Below are 13,420 nucleotides of genomic sequence, written 5' to 3' on the forward strand. Positions count from 1 at the left end.
AATCGTCAGATTGAGTTTACGGCCGACAGGCCAAGGAATGGAGAGCCGAAATGGCAAAGAGCAAATTCGAGCGGAACAAGCCGCATGTGAACATTGGCACGATTGGTCACGTTGACCATGGCAAGACGTCTCTGACGGCTGCGATCACCAAGTATTTCGGTGAATACAAGGCTTACGACCAGATCGACGCCGCGCCTGAAGAGAAGGCCCGTGGCATCACGATCTCGACCGCTCACGTCGAATACGAGACGCCGGCCCGCCACTATGCCCATGTCGACTGCCCCGGCCACGCCGACTATGTCAAGAACATGATCACCGGTGCCGCACAGATGGACGGCGCGATCCTGGTGTGCTCGGCCGCCGACGGCCCGATGCCGCAGACCCGCGAGCACATCCTGCTCGCCCGTCAGGTCGGCGTTCCCGCGATCGTCGTGTTCCTCAACAAGGTCGACCAGGTCGATGACGCCGAGCTGCTCGAGCTTGTCGAGCTGGAAGTGCGCGAACTTCTGTCGTCCTACGACTTCCCGGGCGATGAAATCCCGATCGTCAAGGGTTCGGCTCTCGCCGCGCTTGAAGATTCCGACAAGAAGATCGGCGAAGACGCGATCCGCGAACTGATGGCCGCTGTCGACGCCTACATCCCGACGCCGGAGCGTCCGATCAACCTGCCGTTCCTGCTGCCGATCGAAGACGTGTTCTCGATCTCGGGCCGTGGTACGGTGGTGACCGGCCGCGTCGAGCGTGGCATCGTCAAGGTTGGCGAGGAAGTCGAGATCGTCGGCATCCGTCCGACCACCAAGACGACGGTGACCGGCGTTGAAATGTTCCGCAAGCTGCTCGACCAGGGCCAGGCCGGCGACAACATCGGCGCGCTGATCCGCGGCGTCACCCGTGACGGCGTCGAGCGTGGCCAGATTCTCTGCAAGCCGGGTTCGGTCAAGCCGCACAAGAAGTTCATGGCCGAAGCCTACATCCTGACCAAGGAAGAAGGCGGCCGTCATACGCCGTTCTTCACCAACTACCGTCCGCAGTTCTACTTCCGCACGACGGACGTGACGGGCATCGTAACCCTGCCGGAAGGCACCGAGATGGTCATGCCTGGCGACAATGTGACGGTTTCGGTCGAACTGATCGTTCCGATCGCGATGGAAGAAAAGCTGCGCTTCGCGATCCGCGAAGGCGGCCGCACCGTCGGCGCCGGCATCGTCGCATCCATCGTCGAGTAATCGGCGGGTTGAACATCAAGGGCAGGGGCCTTGTGCCCCGCCCGGTTGTTTGAAAACAAGAACAAGAAATGTCCGCAAGGACATGACCAGCAAGGACTAGTCGAATGAACGGCCAGAATATCCGCATCCGCCTGAAGGCGTTTGATCACCGGATCCTCGATGCCTCGACGCGCGAAATCGTTTCGACGGCCAAGCGCACCGGTGCGCAGGTCCGCGGCCCGATACCGCTGCCGACCCGTATCGAGCGTTTCACCGTCAACCGCTCGCCGCATGTGGACAAGAAGAGCCGCGAACAGTTCGAGATGCGCACCCATAAGCGCCTGCTCGACATCGTCGATCCGACCCCGCAGACGGTCGATGCTCTGATGAAGCTCGATCTTGCCGCCGGCGTCGACGTCGAAATCAAGCTCTGAGACTTCAGGGTCTGGATCTGGCGCAAGCCAAATAACAAGGAAGGTACGTGGCTCCAAGGTCGTCAAGACCCAAGCCAACGGCTTCTAAAACGGGAAACCGGAAGACCGAGATGGTCCAACGGAATCCTTAAACAAGAGGCATGAGGGAGCTTTGCTCCGTCAGGAACTCTCAAGAGGACGAACCAATGCGTTCAGGTGTAATTGCACAGAAAGTGGGAATGACCCGCATCTATACAGATGCAGGCGAGCATGTTCCCGTGACGGTTTTGCGCATGGAAAGCTGCCAGGTGGTAGCCCAGCGCACTGAAGAGAAGAACGGCTACACTGCTGTTCAGCTCGGCGCCGGCGTTGCCAAGGTCAAGAATGTCTCGAAGGCTTCGCGCGGTACTTTCGCGCTTGCCCAGGTCGAGCCCAAGGCCAAGCTTGCCGAATTCCGAGTTTCCGCCGACAACATGCTCGATGTCGGAACCGAGATTGCCGCCAGCCACTTCATCGCAGGCCAGTTGGTCGATGTGACCGGTACCTCGATCGGTAAGGGTTTTGCCGGTGCCATGAAGCGCCACAACTTCGCTGGTCTTCGTGCAACGCACGGCGTATCGGTGTCGCACCGTTCGCATGGTTCGACGGGTAACCGTCAGGATCCGGGCAAGGTCTTCAAGAACAAGAAGATGGCCGGCCATATGGGCCAGACGCGCGTGACCACGCAGAACCTCGAAATCGTCTCCACCGACGACGATCGCGGTCTCATCCTGGTTCGCGGCGCGGTCCCGGGCTCGAAGGGCTCCTGGATCATCGTTCGTGACGCCATCAAGGCGGGTATCCCGGCTGACGCTCCGCGTCCGGCTGGCGTCCGCGCAGCCAAGTAAGGGAGACCGCCAAGATGGATCTCAATGTAAGAACACTTGATGGCAAGGATGCCGGCAAAGTCTCCGTCTCGGACCAGATCTTCGGTCTCGATCCGCGCGAAGACATCATCGCCCGCATGATCCGCTATCAGCTCGCCAAGAAGCAGCAGGGTTCGCACCAGACCAAGACTCGCGCCGAAATCTCGCGCACCGGCAAGAAGATGTACAAGCAGAAGGGTACGGGCCGCGCTCGTCACCATTCCGCTCGCGCACCTCAGTTCCGTGGCGGTGGTCGTGCCCATGGTCCGGTTGTCCGCAGCCACGCCCATGACCTGCCGAAGAAGATCCGCGCTCTCGCACTTCGCCACGCCCTCTCGGCAAAGCTGAAGTCGGAAGATGTGATCATCATCGACAACCTGGTGGCAACCGAAGCCAAGACCAAGATCCTGGTCGGTGCTTTCGAAGGTCTCGGCCTGACCAACGCCCTGTTCATCGGCGGTGCCGAACTGGACGCGAACTTCAAGCTCGCTGCCCAGAACATCCCCAACATCGACGTACTGCCGGTTCAGGGCATCAACGTCTACGACATCCTGCGCCGCAAGAAGCTCGTGCTTTCCAAGGCTGCCGTTGAAGCTCTGGAGGAGCGGTTCAAATGACTGATCTTCGCCACTATGATGTGATCCGCACCCCGGCTATCACCGAAAAGTCTACCTTCGTTTCTGAATTCAACCAGGTTGTCTTCAACGTTGCCAAGGACGCTTCGAAGCCGGAAATCAAGGCAGCTGTCGAAGCCCTCTTCGGCGTCAAGGTCAAGGCCGTGAACACGCTCGTCCGCAAGGGCAAGACCAAGCGCTTCAAGGCCACGATCGGCAAGCAGCAGGACGTCAAGAAGGCCGTCGTCACCCTGGTCGAAGGCCAGACGCTCGACGTGACCACCGGTCTCTGAGGATAGAACAATGGCATTGAAAACATTCAACCCGGTTACGCCGAGCCTGCGCCAGCTGGTCATCGTCGACCGCTCCGGCCTGCACAAGGGCAAGCCCGTCAAGTCCTTGACGGAAGGTCTGTCCTCCAAGGGCGGCCGCAACAATCAGGGCCGCGTCACCGCCCGCTACCAGGGCGGTGGTCACAAGAAGTCCTACCGCATGGTGGACTTCAAGCGCCGCAAGTTCGACATCGAAGCGACTGTCGTGCATCTGGAATACGATCCGAACCGGACCGCATTCATCGCGCTCATCAAGTACGACGATGGCGAGCTCAGCTACATCCTGGCTCCGCAGCGTCTTGCTGCCGGCGACAAGGTGATCGCTTCCGACAAGGGCACCGACGTGAAGCCCGGCAACACCATGCCGCTTCAGTTCATCCCGGTCGGCTCGATCATCCACAATGTCGAGATGAAGCCGGGCAAGGGTGGCCAGATGGCCCGTTCGGCAGGCACCTATGTCCAGCTGGTCGGTCGTGACCAGGGCATGGCGATCCTGCGCCTGACCTCCGGTGAACAGCGCCTCGTTCCGGGCTCCTGCCTGGCGACGATCGGTGCGGTTTCGAATGCCGACCACATCAACACCAATGATGGCAAGGCCGGTCGTTCGATCTGGAAGGGCAAGCGTCCGCATGTTCGCGGTGTCGCGATGAACCCGGTCGACCATCCGCACGGCGGTGGTGAAGGCCGCACCTCAGGTGGTCGCCATCCGGTGACTCCGTGGGGCAAGCCCACCAAGGGCAAGCGCACCCGGTCTAACAAGCAGACCAACAAGTTCATCATGCGCTCGCGGCATCAGCGTTAATTGAGAGGAAGTCAAAATGGCTCGTTCAGTATGGAAAGGACCGTTTGTCGACGGATATCTTCTCAAGAAGGCTGAGAAGGTACGCGCAGGCGGCCGCAATGAAGTGATCAAGATGTGGAGCCGTCGCTCCACCATTCTTCCGCAGTTCGTCGGTCTCACGTTCGGCGTCTACAACGGCAACAAGCATGTTCCCGTGTCGGTCTCGGAAGAAATGGTCGGACACAAGTTCGGCGAATTCTCCCCGACCCGGACCTATTACGGTCACGGCGCGGACAAGAAGGCAAAGAGGAAGTAATCATGGGCAAGGCTAAGACAGAACGCCGGCTCAAGGACAACGAGGCGCAGGCAATTGCGCGCACGATCCGCGTGAGCCCCCAGAAGCTCAACCTGGTTGCAGCGATGATCCGCGGCAAGAAGGTCGAGCGCGCGCTTGCCGAGCTGGAATTCTCCCGCAAGCGTATCGCCGGAACCGTCCGCAAGACGCTCGAATCGGCAATCGCGAACGCCGAGAACAACCATGACCTCGACGTCGACGCACTCGTCGTCGCCGAGGCCTATGTCGGCAAGTCGATCGTCATGAAGCGTTTCCACGCTCGCGGCCGTGGCCGTGCATCGCGTGTTGAAAAGCCGTTCTCGCACCTTACGATCGTCGTTCGTGAAGTTGCCGAAAAAGGGGAGGCCGCATAATGGGTCAGAAAATCAATCCAATCGGTTTTCGCCTCGGCATCAACCGTACATGGGACAGCCGCTGGTTCGCCGACAACGCCGAATACGGCCAGCTCCTGCATGAAGACATCGCCATCCGCAAGATGCTGATGGACGAGCTCAAGCAGGCCGGCATCGCCAAGGTGGTCATCGAGCGTCCGCACAAGAAGTGCCGCGTCACGATCCACTCGGCTCGTCCGGGCCTGATCATCGGCAAGAAGGGCGCCGACATCGAGAAGCTTCGCAAGAAGGTTTCGGAGATGACGAAGTCCGAGACGCATCTCAACATCGTTGAAGTGCGCAAGCCGGAAATCGACTCGACGCTCGTTGCACAGGGCATTGCCCAGCAGCTCGAACGCCGCGTTGCCTTCCGCCGCGCCATGAAGCGCGCCGTTCAGTCCGCCATGCGTCTGGGTGCCGAAGGCATCAAGATCACCTGCGGCGGCCGTCTCGGCGGTGCTGAAATCGCTCGTACCGAATGGTATCGCGAAGGCCGCGTTCCGCTTCACACGCTGCGCGCCGACATCGACTTCGGCGTCGCTGAAGCACACACCGCTTTCGGCGTGTGCGGCATCAAGGTCTGGATCTTCAAGGGCGAAATCCTCGAGCATGATCCGATGGCCTCCGAGCGCCGTGCGATCGAAGGTGACAACCAGGGCGGCAACACCAACCGTCGCCGTGAAAACGCCTGATAGCGCGACACGCAGACTTCGGAGAATTAAGAAATGTTGCAGCCAAAGAAAACGAAGTTCCGCAAGCAGTTCAAGGGCCGCATCCATGGTGTTGCCAAGGGTGGTTTTGACCTGACTTTCGGTGAATATGGGCTCAAGGCCCAGGAACCCAACCGGGTTAACGCCCGCGAGATCGAAGCGGCACGCCGCGCGATCACCCGTCACATGAAGCGTGCCGGCCGCGTCTGGATCCGAGTGTTCCCGGACGTTCCGGTAACCAAGAAGCCGACCGAAGTCCGCATGGGCAAGGGTAAGGGCTCCGTGGAATATTGGGCATGCAAGGTCAAGCCCGGCCGTGTCATGTTCGAAATCGACGGTGTGAGCGAGGAACTTGCGCGCGAAGCCCTTCGTCTTGGCTCGGCCAAGCTTTCGGTCAAGACGCGCTTTGTCCAGCGCATTGCCGAATAAGGAGTGATTTGACATGAAAGCCGCCGACGTTCGCGCATTGAGCGAAGACCAGATGAAGGACGAGCTCGCCAAGCTCAAGAAGGAGCAGTTCAACCTGCGCTTCCAGAAGGCGACCGGCCAGCTGGAGAAGACCGCACGTTTCGATGAGATTCGTAAGGACATTGCCCGCATTAAAACCGTCGCCCGCCAGAAGGCGGCCGGCGCCAAGGCTTGAAGGATATAAGAAATGCCGAAACGCATTCTGCAGGGCACTGTCGTCAGCGACAAGAATGACAAGACCGTCGTGGTCCGCGTCGAACGTCGCTTCGCCCATCCCTTGCTTCAGAAGACGGTCCGCCGTTCCAAGAAGTACAAGGCACATGACGAATTGAATGCCGTGAAGACCGGCGATGTCGTTTCCATCGAGGAATGCGCGCCGATCTCCAAGGACAAGCGTTGGAAGGTTGTGAGCACTCACAGCTAAGATCTGGCGCTATCCCTGGCAAGAGCTGCTCGCCCGGAAAATCATCCGGGCGTGAACTCTTTTTCGGGATAGGGCTTGATTTTGGGCGAGTTTTGTATAAGACCCGCCCATTCCATTGAAAATTGGACTGACAAGCCGGACCAGGGGTCAGGGCGTTCAGACGCTCTGTCCAACCAGCCGGTCATAACAAGAAGGCGACCTGACATGATTCAGATGCAAACAAACCTCGACGTTGCCGATAATTCCGGCGCGCGTCGTGTCATGTGCATCAAGGTGCTGGGCGGCTCCAAGCGTAAATACGCGTCGATCGGCGATGTCATCGTCGTTTCGATCAAGGAAGCCATCCCGCGCGGCCGTGTGAAGAAGGGCGACGTGATGAAGGCCGTGGTGGTTCGCACCGCCAAGGACATCCGCCGGCCGGACGGAAGCGTCATCCGCTTCGACAGCAACGCAGCCGTTCTCATCGACAACAAGAAAGAGCCGATCGGCACCCGTATCTTCGGACCGGTTCCGCGCGAACTTCGCGCCAAGAACCACATGAAGATCATCTCGCTGGCTCCAGAAGTTTTGTAATCGAGAGGAACGACTGAGATGCAAAAGATTCGCAAGGGCGACAAGGTCGTCATTCTTACTGGCAAGGACAAGGGCCGTTCGGGCGAAGTCCTCCAGGTCATACCCAAGGAAGACCGTGCGGTCGTCCGTGGCATCAATCTGGTGAAGCGCCATCAGCGCCAGTCCGCTTCGCAGGAAGCCGGCATCATCACCAAGGAAGCCCCGATCCACCTGTCCAATCTCGCGATCGCCGACCCCAAGGACGGCAAGCCGACCCGCGTCGGTTTCAAGATCGACGGCGACAAGAAGGTTCGCGTGGCAAAGCGTTCGGGAGCGACGATCGATGGCTAAGGATAGTTACGAGCCGCGGCTCAAGAAGGAATACAACGACCGTATCCGTCAGGCGATGCAGGAGGCTTTCTCCTACTCAAACGTCATGATGATCCCGCGCGTCGACAAGATCGTGATCAACATGGGCGTGGGCGAGGCGACTGCCGACTCCAAGAAGCCTACCGTTGCCGCAGCCGACCTTGCTGCGATTGCCGGCCAGAAGCCTGTAATCACCAAGGCACGCAATTCAATCGCTGGCTTCAAAGTCCGCGAGTTTATGCCGATCGGCGCGAAGGTTACCCTGCGCGGCATCCGCATGTATGAATTCATGGACCGTCTGATCAACATCGCGCTTCCGCGCGTTCGAGACTTCCGCGGCCTGAATCCGAAGAGCTTTGATGGCCGTGGCAATTTCGCCATGGGTGTCAAGGAGCACATCGTGTTCCCGGAAATCAACTACGACAAGGTTGATCAGATGTGGGGCATGGACATTATCGTTTGCACGACGGCCAAGACCGACGACGAAGCGCGGACTCTTCTAAAAGAGTTCAACTTCCCGTTCCGTGCCTGACCGTAACGACGAGCGTAGAAAAGGAACTATCAAATGGCGAAAACGAGCGCAGTTGAGAAAAACAAGCGCCGCCGTGCATTGGTTGCCCAGCAGGCTAACAAGCGTGCCAAGCTCAAGGCAATCATCTCGAGCCGCGATCTTCCGATCGAAGACCGGTTCAAGGCTACTCTGAAACTGGCTGAAATGCCGCGCAATGGCTCCAAGACCCGCATTCGCAATCGTTGCGAAATCACCGGCCGTCCGCGTGCATATTACCGGAAGCTCAAAATGTCGCGTATCGCTCTGCGCCAACTCGGCAATTTTGGACAGATCCCCGGCATTGTGAAGTCAAGCTGGTAAGGAGAGCAACCCATGTCCATGACTGATCCATTGGGTGATATGCTCACCCGCATCCGCAACGGTGTCGCCCGCCGCAAGTCGTCTGTTTCGACTCCGGCTTCGAACCTGCGTGCCCGCGTCCTCGACGTGCTGCAGTCCGAGGGCTACATCCGCGGATATTCGAAGGTCGATTTCGAGAACGGCAAGTCCGAGCTCAACATCGAGCTGAAATACTACGAAGGCGCACCGGTGATCCGCAAGATCGACCGCGTGTCCAAGCCGGGCCGCCGGGTCTATGTCTCGGTCAAGTCCATTCCGCAGGTCGCGAACGGTCTCGGCATCACCATCCTTTCGACTCCGAAGGGTGTGATGGCCGATCACCAGGCTCGCGAACAGAACGTTGGTGGCGAACTGCTCTGCTCGATCTTCTGATCCAGCAAAGTCGGTTTCGCATAGCGAACAGACAGGAAGAAATATGTCTCGTATCGGTAAAAAGCCCGTTCAGGTTCCTGCCGGCGTGACGGCGTCCATCACTGGACAGACCGTGACCATGAAGGGTCCCAAGGGCGAACTCAAGTATGTCGTCAACGACGAAGTGCTCATCAAGCTCGAAGACAACACCGTCGCCGTAACTCCGGCGAACGATTCCAAGGACGCCCGCGCCAAGTGGGGCATGTCCCGCACCATGATCGAGAATCTCGTCAAGGGTGTGAAGGATGGTTTCGAGAAGAAGCTGGAAATCAACGGCGTCGGTTATCGCGCCGCCATGAACGGCAAGAACCTGCAGCTCCAGCTCGGCTTCTCGCACGATGTGGTCTACCAGCCGCCGGAAGGCATCAGCATTGTCTGCCCGAAGCCGACCGAAATCACGGTTACCGGCATCGACAAGCAGGTCGTCGGCCAGGTGGCAGCGGAGATCCGCGAATATCGCGGCCCCGAGCCCTACAAGGGCAAGGGTGTGAAATACGCCGGTGAGCGTATTATCCGCAAGGAAGGCAAGAAGAAGTAAGGAAGCGGAAAAATGGCTAGCACAAAAGAATCCCAGGTGCGCCGCGCGAGCCGCGTCCGCCGTCAGATCAAGGCGGTCGCCAATGGCCGTCCGCGTCTGAGCGTTCATCGTTCTTCCAAGAACATCTACGCCCAGATCATCGATGACGTTGCGGGCAAGACCCTTGCTTCGGCTTCCACCCTCGATGGCGACCTCAAGAGCCTGAAGACCGGCGCCGACACCGCAGCAGCTGCTGCCGTTGGCAAGCTGGTTGCAGAACGTGCCGTCAAGGCCGGCGTGAAGGAAGTGGTCTTCGACCGCGGCGCCTTCATCTATCACGGCCGCGTCAAGGCGCTCGCCGATGCAGCCCGCGAAGGCGGTCTGAGCTTCTGATTTGTCGGCCCGGAGCGATCCGGGCCTTCACTCCCCCGAGGCGGGAAGCCTCACTCACCGGACCCTGATCGCCCTAACTGGAGCGTCCCGGGTCTATTTTGTATGCCGATTGCACCCGGAAAAGAAAAAGGAAAAGGACAATGGCACAAGAAAAGAGGCGGGATGACCGCCAGAACCGCGAAGAGCGCGACAGCGAGTTTGTCGACAAGCTCGTCGCGATCAACCGCGTCGCGAAGGTCGTCAAGGGCGGCCGTCGTTTCGGTTTCGCAGCGCTCGTCGTCGTTGGTGACCAGAAGGGCCGCGTCGGCTTCGGCCACGGCAAGGCTCGTGAAGTGCCGGAAGCGATCCGCAAGGCGACTGAAGCCGCCAAGCGCGACCTGATCTTCGTACCGCTGCGCGATGGCCGTACGCTGCATCATGACGTCAATGGCCGTCATGGCGCCGGCAAGGTTCTGCTTCGTTCGGCCCAGGCCGGTACCGGTATCATCGCCGGTGGCCCGATGCGCGCCGTCTTCGAAACGCTCGGCGTCCATGACGTCGTTGCCAAGTCGACCGGTTCGTCCAACCCCTACAACATGGTTCGCGCGACGTTCGACGCTCTCAAGAACCAGGTTCACCCGAAGGACATCGCAGCTCAGCGCGGCATCAAGTATGCAACGCTTCAGACGCGCCGCTCCCAGGCGACCGGCGGCGCAGTTGCCGCTGTCGAAGAATAAGGAGACGGATCATGGCCAAGAAGGCAGAAACCAAGAAGACCACCGTCACCGTTGAGCAGATCGGTTCGCCGATTCGCCGTCCGGCCCGCCAGGAACAGACCCTGATCGGCCTCGGCCTCAACAAGATGCACCGCGTCCGTACGCTCGAAGACACGCCGTCCGTGCGTGGCATGATCGCCAAGGTCAGCCACCTGGTTCGCGTTGTCGACGACAAGTGAGCCGGGAGAGACGATCATGAAACTGAATGAAATCACCGACAATGAAGGCGCCCTCAAGCGTCGCAAGCGCGTGGGCCGCGGTATCGGCTCGGGCACCGGCAAGACCGGCGGTCGCGGCGTGAAGGGTCAGAAGGCCCGTTCCGGCGTTGCCATCAACGGTTTTGAAGGCGGCCAGATGCCAATCTACCGCCGTCTGCCGAAGCGTGGCTTCAATAACATCTTCAAGTCCGACTTCGTCGTCGTGTCGCTCGGCCGCATCCAGGCCGCGATCGATGCCAAGAAGCTCGACGGCAAGAAGACCGTTGACGCGGCCGCCCTCAAGGCTGCCGGCGTGATCCGTCGCGAAAAGGACGGTATCCGCATCATGTCCGATGGCGAGATCAAGGCCAAGGTCGCGATCGAAGCCATGGGTGCTTCCAAGGCTGCGGTCGAGAAAATCGAGAAGGCCGGCGGCTCCATAAAGCTGTTGGCGCCGGTTGCTGAAGCCGCTTCCGAATAAGCTGACAAATTGACGCCCGGTGCTTCACACCGGGCGTTTTCTCTCCTATATGAGAGCCTCACATCCGGCAGTCCGCGCACTTCTGCGGCGGCTGGCGGAGAATGCGAAACCTGATTGTGAGGCCGGCGAATTTTCCTTGCTGCCCGCTTTTGGTTTTCTTTGACAATTCAGACCTGCCACTCCGGATGACGCCGATCTCCGTCCCGGTTTCGGTTTTGCGGAGAAATTCATGGCTTCTGCAGCGGAACAACTAGCTTCCAACCTGAGCTTTTCGACCTTTTCAAAGGCTGAGGACCTCAAGAAGCGTCTTCTGTTCACCCTTGGCGCGCTTCTCGTCTATCGCCTCGGCACCTATATTCCGCTTCCCGGCATCGATCCGGCCGCATTCGCCAATGCGTTCAAGACGCAGTCCAGCGGCATTCTCGGCATCTTCAACATGTTCTCCGGCGGTGCCGTCGAGCGCATGGCGATCTTCGCACTCGGAATCATGCCCTATATCTCCGCGTCTATCATCGTTCAGCTGATGACCTCGGTCATTCCGGCGCTCGAGCAGCTCAAGAAAGAGGGCGAGCAGGGCCGCAAGATGATCAACCAGTACACCCGCTACGGCACGGTGATCCTGGGCGCGCTGCAGGCCTATGGCATCGCGGTCTCGATGGAATCGGGGCAGGGGATCGTCATGGATCCCGGCTGGTTTTTCCGCATTTCGACCGTCGTGACACTTCTCGGCGGCACGATGTTTCTGATGTGGCTCGGTGAGCAGATCACCTCGCGCGGTATCGGTAACGGTATCTCGCTGATCATCTTCGCGGGTATCGTCGCGGCACTCCCGAGCGCTCTTGCCGGTACTCTCGAACTGGGCCGCACCGGTGCGCTTTCGACGGCTATCATCGTTGTGGTGATCCTCGTTGCCATCGCGGCAATCGCGATGATCGTGTTCTTCGAGCGCGCCCAGCGACGGCTCCTGATCCAGTATCCGAAGCGACAGGTCGGCAACCGGATGTTCCAGGGCGACACGTCGCATCTGCCGCTGAAGCTCAACACTTCAGGCGTCATCCCGGCCATCTTCGCATCGTCGCTGTTGCTCTTGCCCGCCACGCTAGCTGGCTTCTCAGGCAGCCAGGGCACGTTGCCGGATTGGGCGACCGCGATCGTGGCAGCCCTTGGCCATGGCCAGCCGCTCTACATGCTGGCCTATGCGGGCCTGATCGGCTTCTTCGCCTTTTTCTACACGGCGATCGTCTTCAATCCGAAGGACACCGCCGATAACCTCAAGAAGCAAGGCGGCTTCATCCCCGGCATCCGTCCGGGTGAGCGGACCGCGGAATATATCGATTATGTGCTGACCCGTATCACGGTGGTCGGTGCGCTCTACCTGATTTTCGTCTGCATCCTGCCGGAGATCCTGATTGCCCAGACCGGTGTGCCGTTCTACCTTGGTGGCACGTCGCTTTTGATTGTTGTCAGCGTCACCCTTGATACTGTAGCACAGATCCAGGGACATCTGATCGCCACGCAATATGAGGGGCTCATCAAGAAGTCGAAACTCCGGGGAGGTAAGAGGGGATAATGCGGTTAATCTTGTTGGGGCCGCCGGGCGCGGGGAAGGGCACCCAGGCGCAGCGGATCGTGGAGAAGCATGGCATTCCGCAACTTTCGACTGGTGACATGCTGCGTGCAGCAGTGACCGCCGGCACTGATGTCGGCAAGCGCGCCAAGGCGGTGATGGATGCCGGAAATCTCGTATCCGACGAGATCGTCAATGCCATCGTCTCCGAGCGAATCGACCAGCCAGATTGCAAGGACGGCTTCATCCTCGATGGTTACCCGCGTACCCTCGTCCAGGCCGATGCCGTCGAAGCGATGCTCGCCACCAAGGGCACCAAGCTCGATGTGGTGATCGAGGTTCAGGTCGATGACGCGGTCCTCGTCGATCGCATTTCCGGTCGCTACACATGCGCCAATTGTGGGGCCGGCTACCATGACCGGCTGCACAAGCCGAAGGTGGACGGTGTCTGCGACAAATGCGGTTCGACCAGCTTCAAGCGCCGTGCCGACGACAATGCAGAGACGGTGGCGACACGGCTGCAGGACTATTACAAGAAGACTTCGCCCCTGATCGGCTACTATCACGCCAAGGGTCTCCTGAAATCGGTTGACGGCATGGCCGATATGGATGAAGTAACCGCATCGATCGAGGCGATTCTCGCCAAGGTCTGATATCCAAGAATCTTTTAGCGGCGTGTTGCTTTTTCCA

The 13,420-nt window shown here is 59.5% G+C and carries 24 protein-coding genes; all 24 read left to right on the forward strand.

Annotated elements, in window-relative coordinates; all coding sequences use genetic code 11:
* Positions 1-50 precede the first annotated feature (50 nt).
* On the forward strand, positions 51-1,226 hold the full coding sequence (gene tuf / locus ACSQ26_RS09085) for an elongation factor Tu (protein WP_436008250.1): 1,176 nt from the start codon (positions 51-53) through the stop codon (positions 1,224-1,226).
* A gap of 104 nt (positions 1,227-1,330) precedes the next feature.
* Positions 1,331-1,639 carry a 30S ribosomal protein S10 gene (rpsJ, locus tag ACSQ26_RS09090; RefSeq protein ID WP_258162299.1) on the forward strand — a complete coding sequence of 103 codons (309 nt, stop codon included), beginning with the start codon at positions 1,331-1,333 and terminating at the stop codon, positions 1,637-1,639.
* A 185-nt stretch (positions 1,640-1,824) separates the two neighbouring features.
* Positions 1,825-2,505 (forward strand): 50S ribosomal protein L3, encoded by a 681-nt coding sequence (gene rplC / locus ACSQ26_RS09095; RefSeq protein ID WP_258162298.1) that lies wholly within the window; start codon positions 1,825-1,827, stop codon positions 2,503-2,505.
* Positions 2,506-2,519: 14 nt separating this feature from the next.
* A complete protein-coding gene (rplD, locus tag ACSQ26_RS09100) occupies positions 2,520-3,140 on the forward strand; it encodes a 50S ribosomal protein L4 (RefSeq protein ID WP_258162297.1) in 621 nt (206 codons plus the stop codon).
* Positions 3,137-3,430 carry a 50S ribosomal protein L23 gene (locus tag ACSQ26_RS09105; protein ID WP_258162296.1) on the forward strand — a complete coding sequence of 98 codons (294 nt, stop codon included), beginning with the start codon at positions 3,137-3,139 and terminating at the stop codon, positions 3,428-3,430. The genes rplD and ACSQ26_RS09105 overlap by 4 nt, the downstream gene beginning before the upstream one ends.
* Positions 3,431-3,440: 10 nt before the next feature.
* Complete coding sequence (gene rplB / locus ACSQ26_RS09110) at positions 3,441-4,271, forward strand: 50S ribosomal protein L2 (RefSeq protein WP_258162295.1); 831 nt, start codon at positions 3,441-3,443, stop codon at positions 4,269-4,271.
* Positions 4,272-4,287: 16 nt separating this feature from the next.
* Positions 4,288-4,566: a 30S ribosomal protein S19 gene (gene rpsS, locus ACSQ26_RS09115; RefSeq protein WP_201663658.1), complete on the forward strand. Its 279-nt coding sequence runs from the start codon at positions 4,288-4,290 to the stop codon at positions 4,564-4,566.
* Positions 4,567-4,568: 2 nt separating this feature from the next.
* Positions 4,569-4,958 (forward strand): 50S ribosomal protein L22, encoded by a 390-nt coding sequence (rplV, locus tag ACSQ26_RS09120; RefSeq protein WP_258162294.1) that lies wholly within the window; start codon positions 4,569-4,571, stop codon positions 4,956-4,958.
* The gene (gene rpsC / locus ACSQ26_RS09125; RefSeq protein WP_258162293.1) at positions 4,958-5,668 is read left to right on the forward strand and encodes a 30S ribosomal protein S3; all 711 of its coding nucleotides are present in this window, start codon (positions 4,958-4,960) and stop codon (positions 5,666-5,668) included. Before rplV ends, rpsC begins: the two co-directional genes overlap by 1 nt.
* 33 nt (positions 5,669-5,701) lie before the next feature.
* Complete coding sequence (gene rplP / locus ACSQ26_RS09130; RefSeq protein ID WP_436008251.1) at positions 5,702-6,115, forward strand: 50S ribosomal protein L16; 414 nt, start codon at positions 5,702-5,704, stop codon at positions 6,113-6,115.
* A 13-nt stretch (positions 6,116-6,128) separates the two neighbouring features.
* On the forward strand, positions 6,129-6,329 hold the full coding sequence (gene rpmC / locus ACSQ26_RS09135) for a 50S ribosomal protein L29 (RefSeq protein ID WP_436008252.1): 201 nt from the start codon (positions 6,129-6,131) through the stop codon (positions 6,327-6,329).
* Between the two features lie 12 nt (positions 6,330-6,341).
* The gene (gene rpsQ / locus ACSQ26_RS09140; RefSeq protein ID WP_258162290.1) at positions 6,342-6,578 is read left to right on the forward strand and encodes a 30S ribosomal protein S17; all 237 of its coding nucleotides are present in this window, start codon (positions 6,342-6,344) and stop codon (positions 6,576-6,578) included.
* A 204-nt stretch (positions 6,579-6,782) separates the two neighbouring features.
* Positions 6,783-7,151 (forward strand): 50S ribosomal protein L14, encoded by a 369-nt coding sequence (gene rplN, locus ACSQ26_RS09145; protein ID WP_201663652.1) that lies wholly within the window; start codon positions 6,783-6,785, stop codon positions 7,149-7,151.
* A gap of 18 nt (positions 7,152-7,169) precedes the next feature.
* Positions 7,170-7,481, forward strand: coding sequence for a 50S ribosomal protein L24 (gene rplX / locus ACSQ26_RS09150; protein ID WP_258162289.1), 312 nt, complete (start codon positions 7,170-7,172; stop codon positions 7,479-7,481).
* Positions 7,474-8,031 (forward strand): 50S ribosomal protein L5, encoded by a 558-nt coding sequence (gene rplE / locus ACSQ26_RS09155; RefSeq protein ID WP_436008253.1) that lies wholly within the window; start codon positions 7,474-7,476, stop codon positions 8,029-8,031. Before rplX ends, rplE begins: the two co-directional genes overlap by 8 nt.
* A 33-nt stretch (positions 8,032-8,064) precedes the next feature.
* Positions 8,065-8,370 carry a 30S ribosomal protein S14 gene (gene rpsN / locus ACSQ26_RS09160; protein WP_436008254.1) on the forward strand — a complete coding sequence of 102 codons (306 nt, stop codon included), beginning with the start codon at positions 8,065-8,067 and terminating at the stop codon, positions 8,368-8,370.
* 12 nt (positions 8,371-8,382) lie between these two features.
* Positions 8,383-8,781, forward strand: coding sequence for a 30S ribosomal protein S8 (rpsH, locus tag ACSQ26_RS09165; RefSeq protein WP_258162286.1), 399 nt, complete (start codon positions 8,383-8,385; stop codon positions 8,779-8,781).
* 43 nt (positions 8,782-8,824) lie between these two features.
* Positions 8,825-9,358, forward strand: a complete 534-nt coding sequence (gene rplF, locus ACSQ26_RS09170; protein WP_436008255.1) for a 50S ribosomal protein L6 — start codon at positions 8,825-8,827, stop codon at positions 9,356-9,358.
* Between the two features lie 12 nt (positions 9,359-9,370).
* On the forward strand, positions 9,371-9,730 hold the full coding sequence (rplR, locus tag ACSQ26_RS09175; RefSeq protein ID WP_436008256.1) for a 50S ribosomal protein L18: 360 nt from the start codon (positions 9,371-9,373) through the stop codon (positions 9,728-9,730).
* A gap of 140 nt (positions 9,731-9,870) precedes the next feature.
* On the forward strand, positions 9,871-10,446 hold the full coding sequence (gene rpsE / locus ACSQ26_RS09180; protein WP_258162283.1) for a 30S ribosomal protein S5: 576 nt from the start codon (positions 9,871-9,873) through the stop codon (positions 10,444-10,446).
* An 11-nt stretch (positions 10,447-10,457) separates the two neighbouring features.
* Entirely contained in the window at positions 10,458-10,664 is a 207-nt protein-coding gene (gene rpmD, locus ACSQ26_RS09185) for a 50S ribosomal protein L30 (protein WP_258162282.1), read from the forward strand.
* 16 nt (positions 10,665-10,680) lie between these two features.
* Entirely contained in the window at positions 10,681-11,163 is a 483-nt protein-coding gene (gene rplO / locus ACSQ26_RS09190) for a 50S ribosomal protein L15 (protein WP_436008257.1), read from the forward strand.
* A gap of 229 nt (positions 11,164-11,392) precedes the next feature.
* Positions 11,393-12,733: a preprotein translocase subunit SecY gene (gene secY, locus ACSQ26_RS09195; protein ID WP_436008258.1), complete on the forward strand. Its 1,341-nt coding sequence runs from the start codon at positions 11,393-11,395 to the stop codon at positions 12,731-12,733.
* Complete coding sequence (locus ACSQ26_RS09200; protein WP_436008259.1) at positions 12,733-13,383, forward strand: adenylate kinase; 651 nt, start codon at positions 12,733-12,735, stop codon at positions 13,381-13,383. The genes secY and ACSQ26_RS09200 overlap by 1 nt, the downstream gene beginning before the upstream one ends.
* Positions 13,384-13,420: the final 37 nt, after the last annotated feature.

This window comes from Rhizobium sp. LjRoot254 (assembly GCF_964254105.1).
Taxonomy (GTDB): Bacteria; Pseudomonadota; Alphaproteobacteria; order Rhizobiales; family Rhizobiaceae; genus Rhizobium_E.

Coding starts and splice junctions, on each gene's coding strand:
- rpmC (WP_436008252.1), top strand. CDS start 6,129: ATGAAAGCCGCCGACGTTCGCGCATTGAGCGAAGACCAGATGAAGGAC.
- rpmD (WP_258162282.1), top strand. CDS start 10,458: ATGGCCAAGAAGGCAGAAACCAAGAAGACCACCGTCACCGTTGAGCAG.
- rpsN (WP_436008254.1), top strand. CDS start 8,065: ATGGCGAAAACGAGCGCAGTTGAGAAAAACAAGCGCCGCCGTGCATTG.
- rpsQ (WP_258162290.1), top strand. CDS start 6,342: ATGCCGAAACGCATTCTGCAGGGCACTGTCGTCAGCGACAAGAATGAC.
- rplR (WP_436008256.1), top strand. CDS start 9,371: ATGGCTAGCACAAAAGAATCCCAGGTGCGCCGCGCGAGCCGCGTCCGC.
- ACSQ26_RS09200 (WP_436008259.1), top strand. CDS start 12,733: ATGCGGTTAATCTTGTTGGGGCCGCCGGGCGCGGGGAAGGGCACCCAG.
- rplB (WP_258162295.1), top strand. CDS start 3,441: ATGGCATTGAAAACATTCAACCCGGTTACGCCGAGCCTGCGCCAGCTG.
- rplP (WP_436008251.1), top strand. CDS start 5,702: ATGTTGCAGCCAAAGAAAACGAAGTTCCGCAAGCAGTTCAAGGGCCGC.
- rpsC (WP_258162293.1), top strand. CDS start 4,958: ATGGGTCAGAAAATCAATCCAATCGGTTTTCGCCTCGGCATCAACCGT.
- rpsE (WP_258162283.1), top strand. CDS start 9,871: ATGGCACAAGAAAAGAGGCGGGATGACCGCCAGAACCGCGAAGAGCGC.
- rplC (WP_258162298.1), top strand. CDS start 1,825: ATGCGTTCAGGTGTAATTGCACAGAAAGTGGGAATGACCCGCATCTAT.
- rplO (WP_436008257.1), top strand. CDS start 10,681: ATGAAACTGAATGAAATCACCGACAATGAAGGCGCCCTCAAGCGTCGC.
- rplX (WP_258162289.1), top strand. CDS start 7,170: ATGCAAAAGATTCGCAAGGGCGACAAGGTCGTCATTCTTACTGGCAAG.
- rpsS (WP_201663658.1), top strand. CDS start 4,288: ATGGCTCGTTCAGTATGGAAAGGACCGTTTGTCGACGGATATCTTCTC.
- tuf (WP_436008250.1), top strand. CDS start 51: ATGGCAAAGAGCAAATTCGAGCGGAACAAGCCGCATGTGAACATTGGC.
- rplN (WP_201663652.1), top strand. CDS start 6,783: ATGATTCAGATGCAAACAAACCTCGACGTTGCCGATAATTCCGGCGCG.
- rpsJ (WP_258162299.1), top strand. CDS start 1,331: ATGAACGGCCAGAATATCCGCATCCGCCTGAAGGCGTTTGATCACCGG.
- rpsH (WP_258162286.1), top strand. CDS start 8,383: ATGTCCATGACTGATCCATTGGGTGATATGCTCACCCGCATCCGCAAC.
- ACSQ26_RS09105 (WP_258162296.1), top strand. CDS start 3,137: ATGACTGATCTTCGCCACTATGATGTGATCCGCACCCCGGCTATCACC.
- rplE (WP_436008253.1), top strand. CDS start 7,474: ATGGCTAAGGATAGTTACGAGCCGCGGCTCAAGAAGGAATACAACGAC.
- secY (WP_436008258.1), top strand. CDS start 11,393: ATGGCTTCTGCAGCGGAACAACTAGCTTCCAACCTGAGCTTTTCGACC.
- rplD (WP_258162297.1), top strand. CDS start 2,520: ATGGATCTCAATGTAAGAACACTTGATGGCAAGGATGCCGGCAAAGTC.
- rplV (WP_258162294.1), top strand. CDS start 4,569: ATGGGCAAGGCTAAGACAGAACGCCGGCTCAAGGACAACGAGGCGCAG.
- rplF (WP_436008255.1), top strand. CDS start 8,825: ATGTCTCGTATCGGTAAAAAGCCCGTTCAGGTTCCTGCCGGCGTGACG.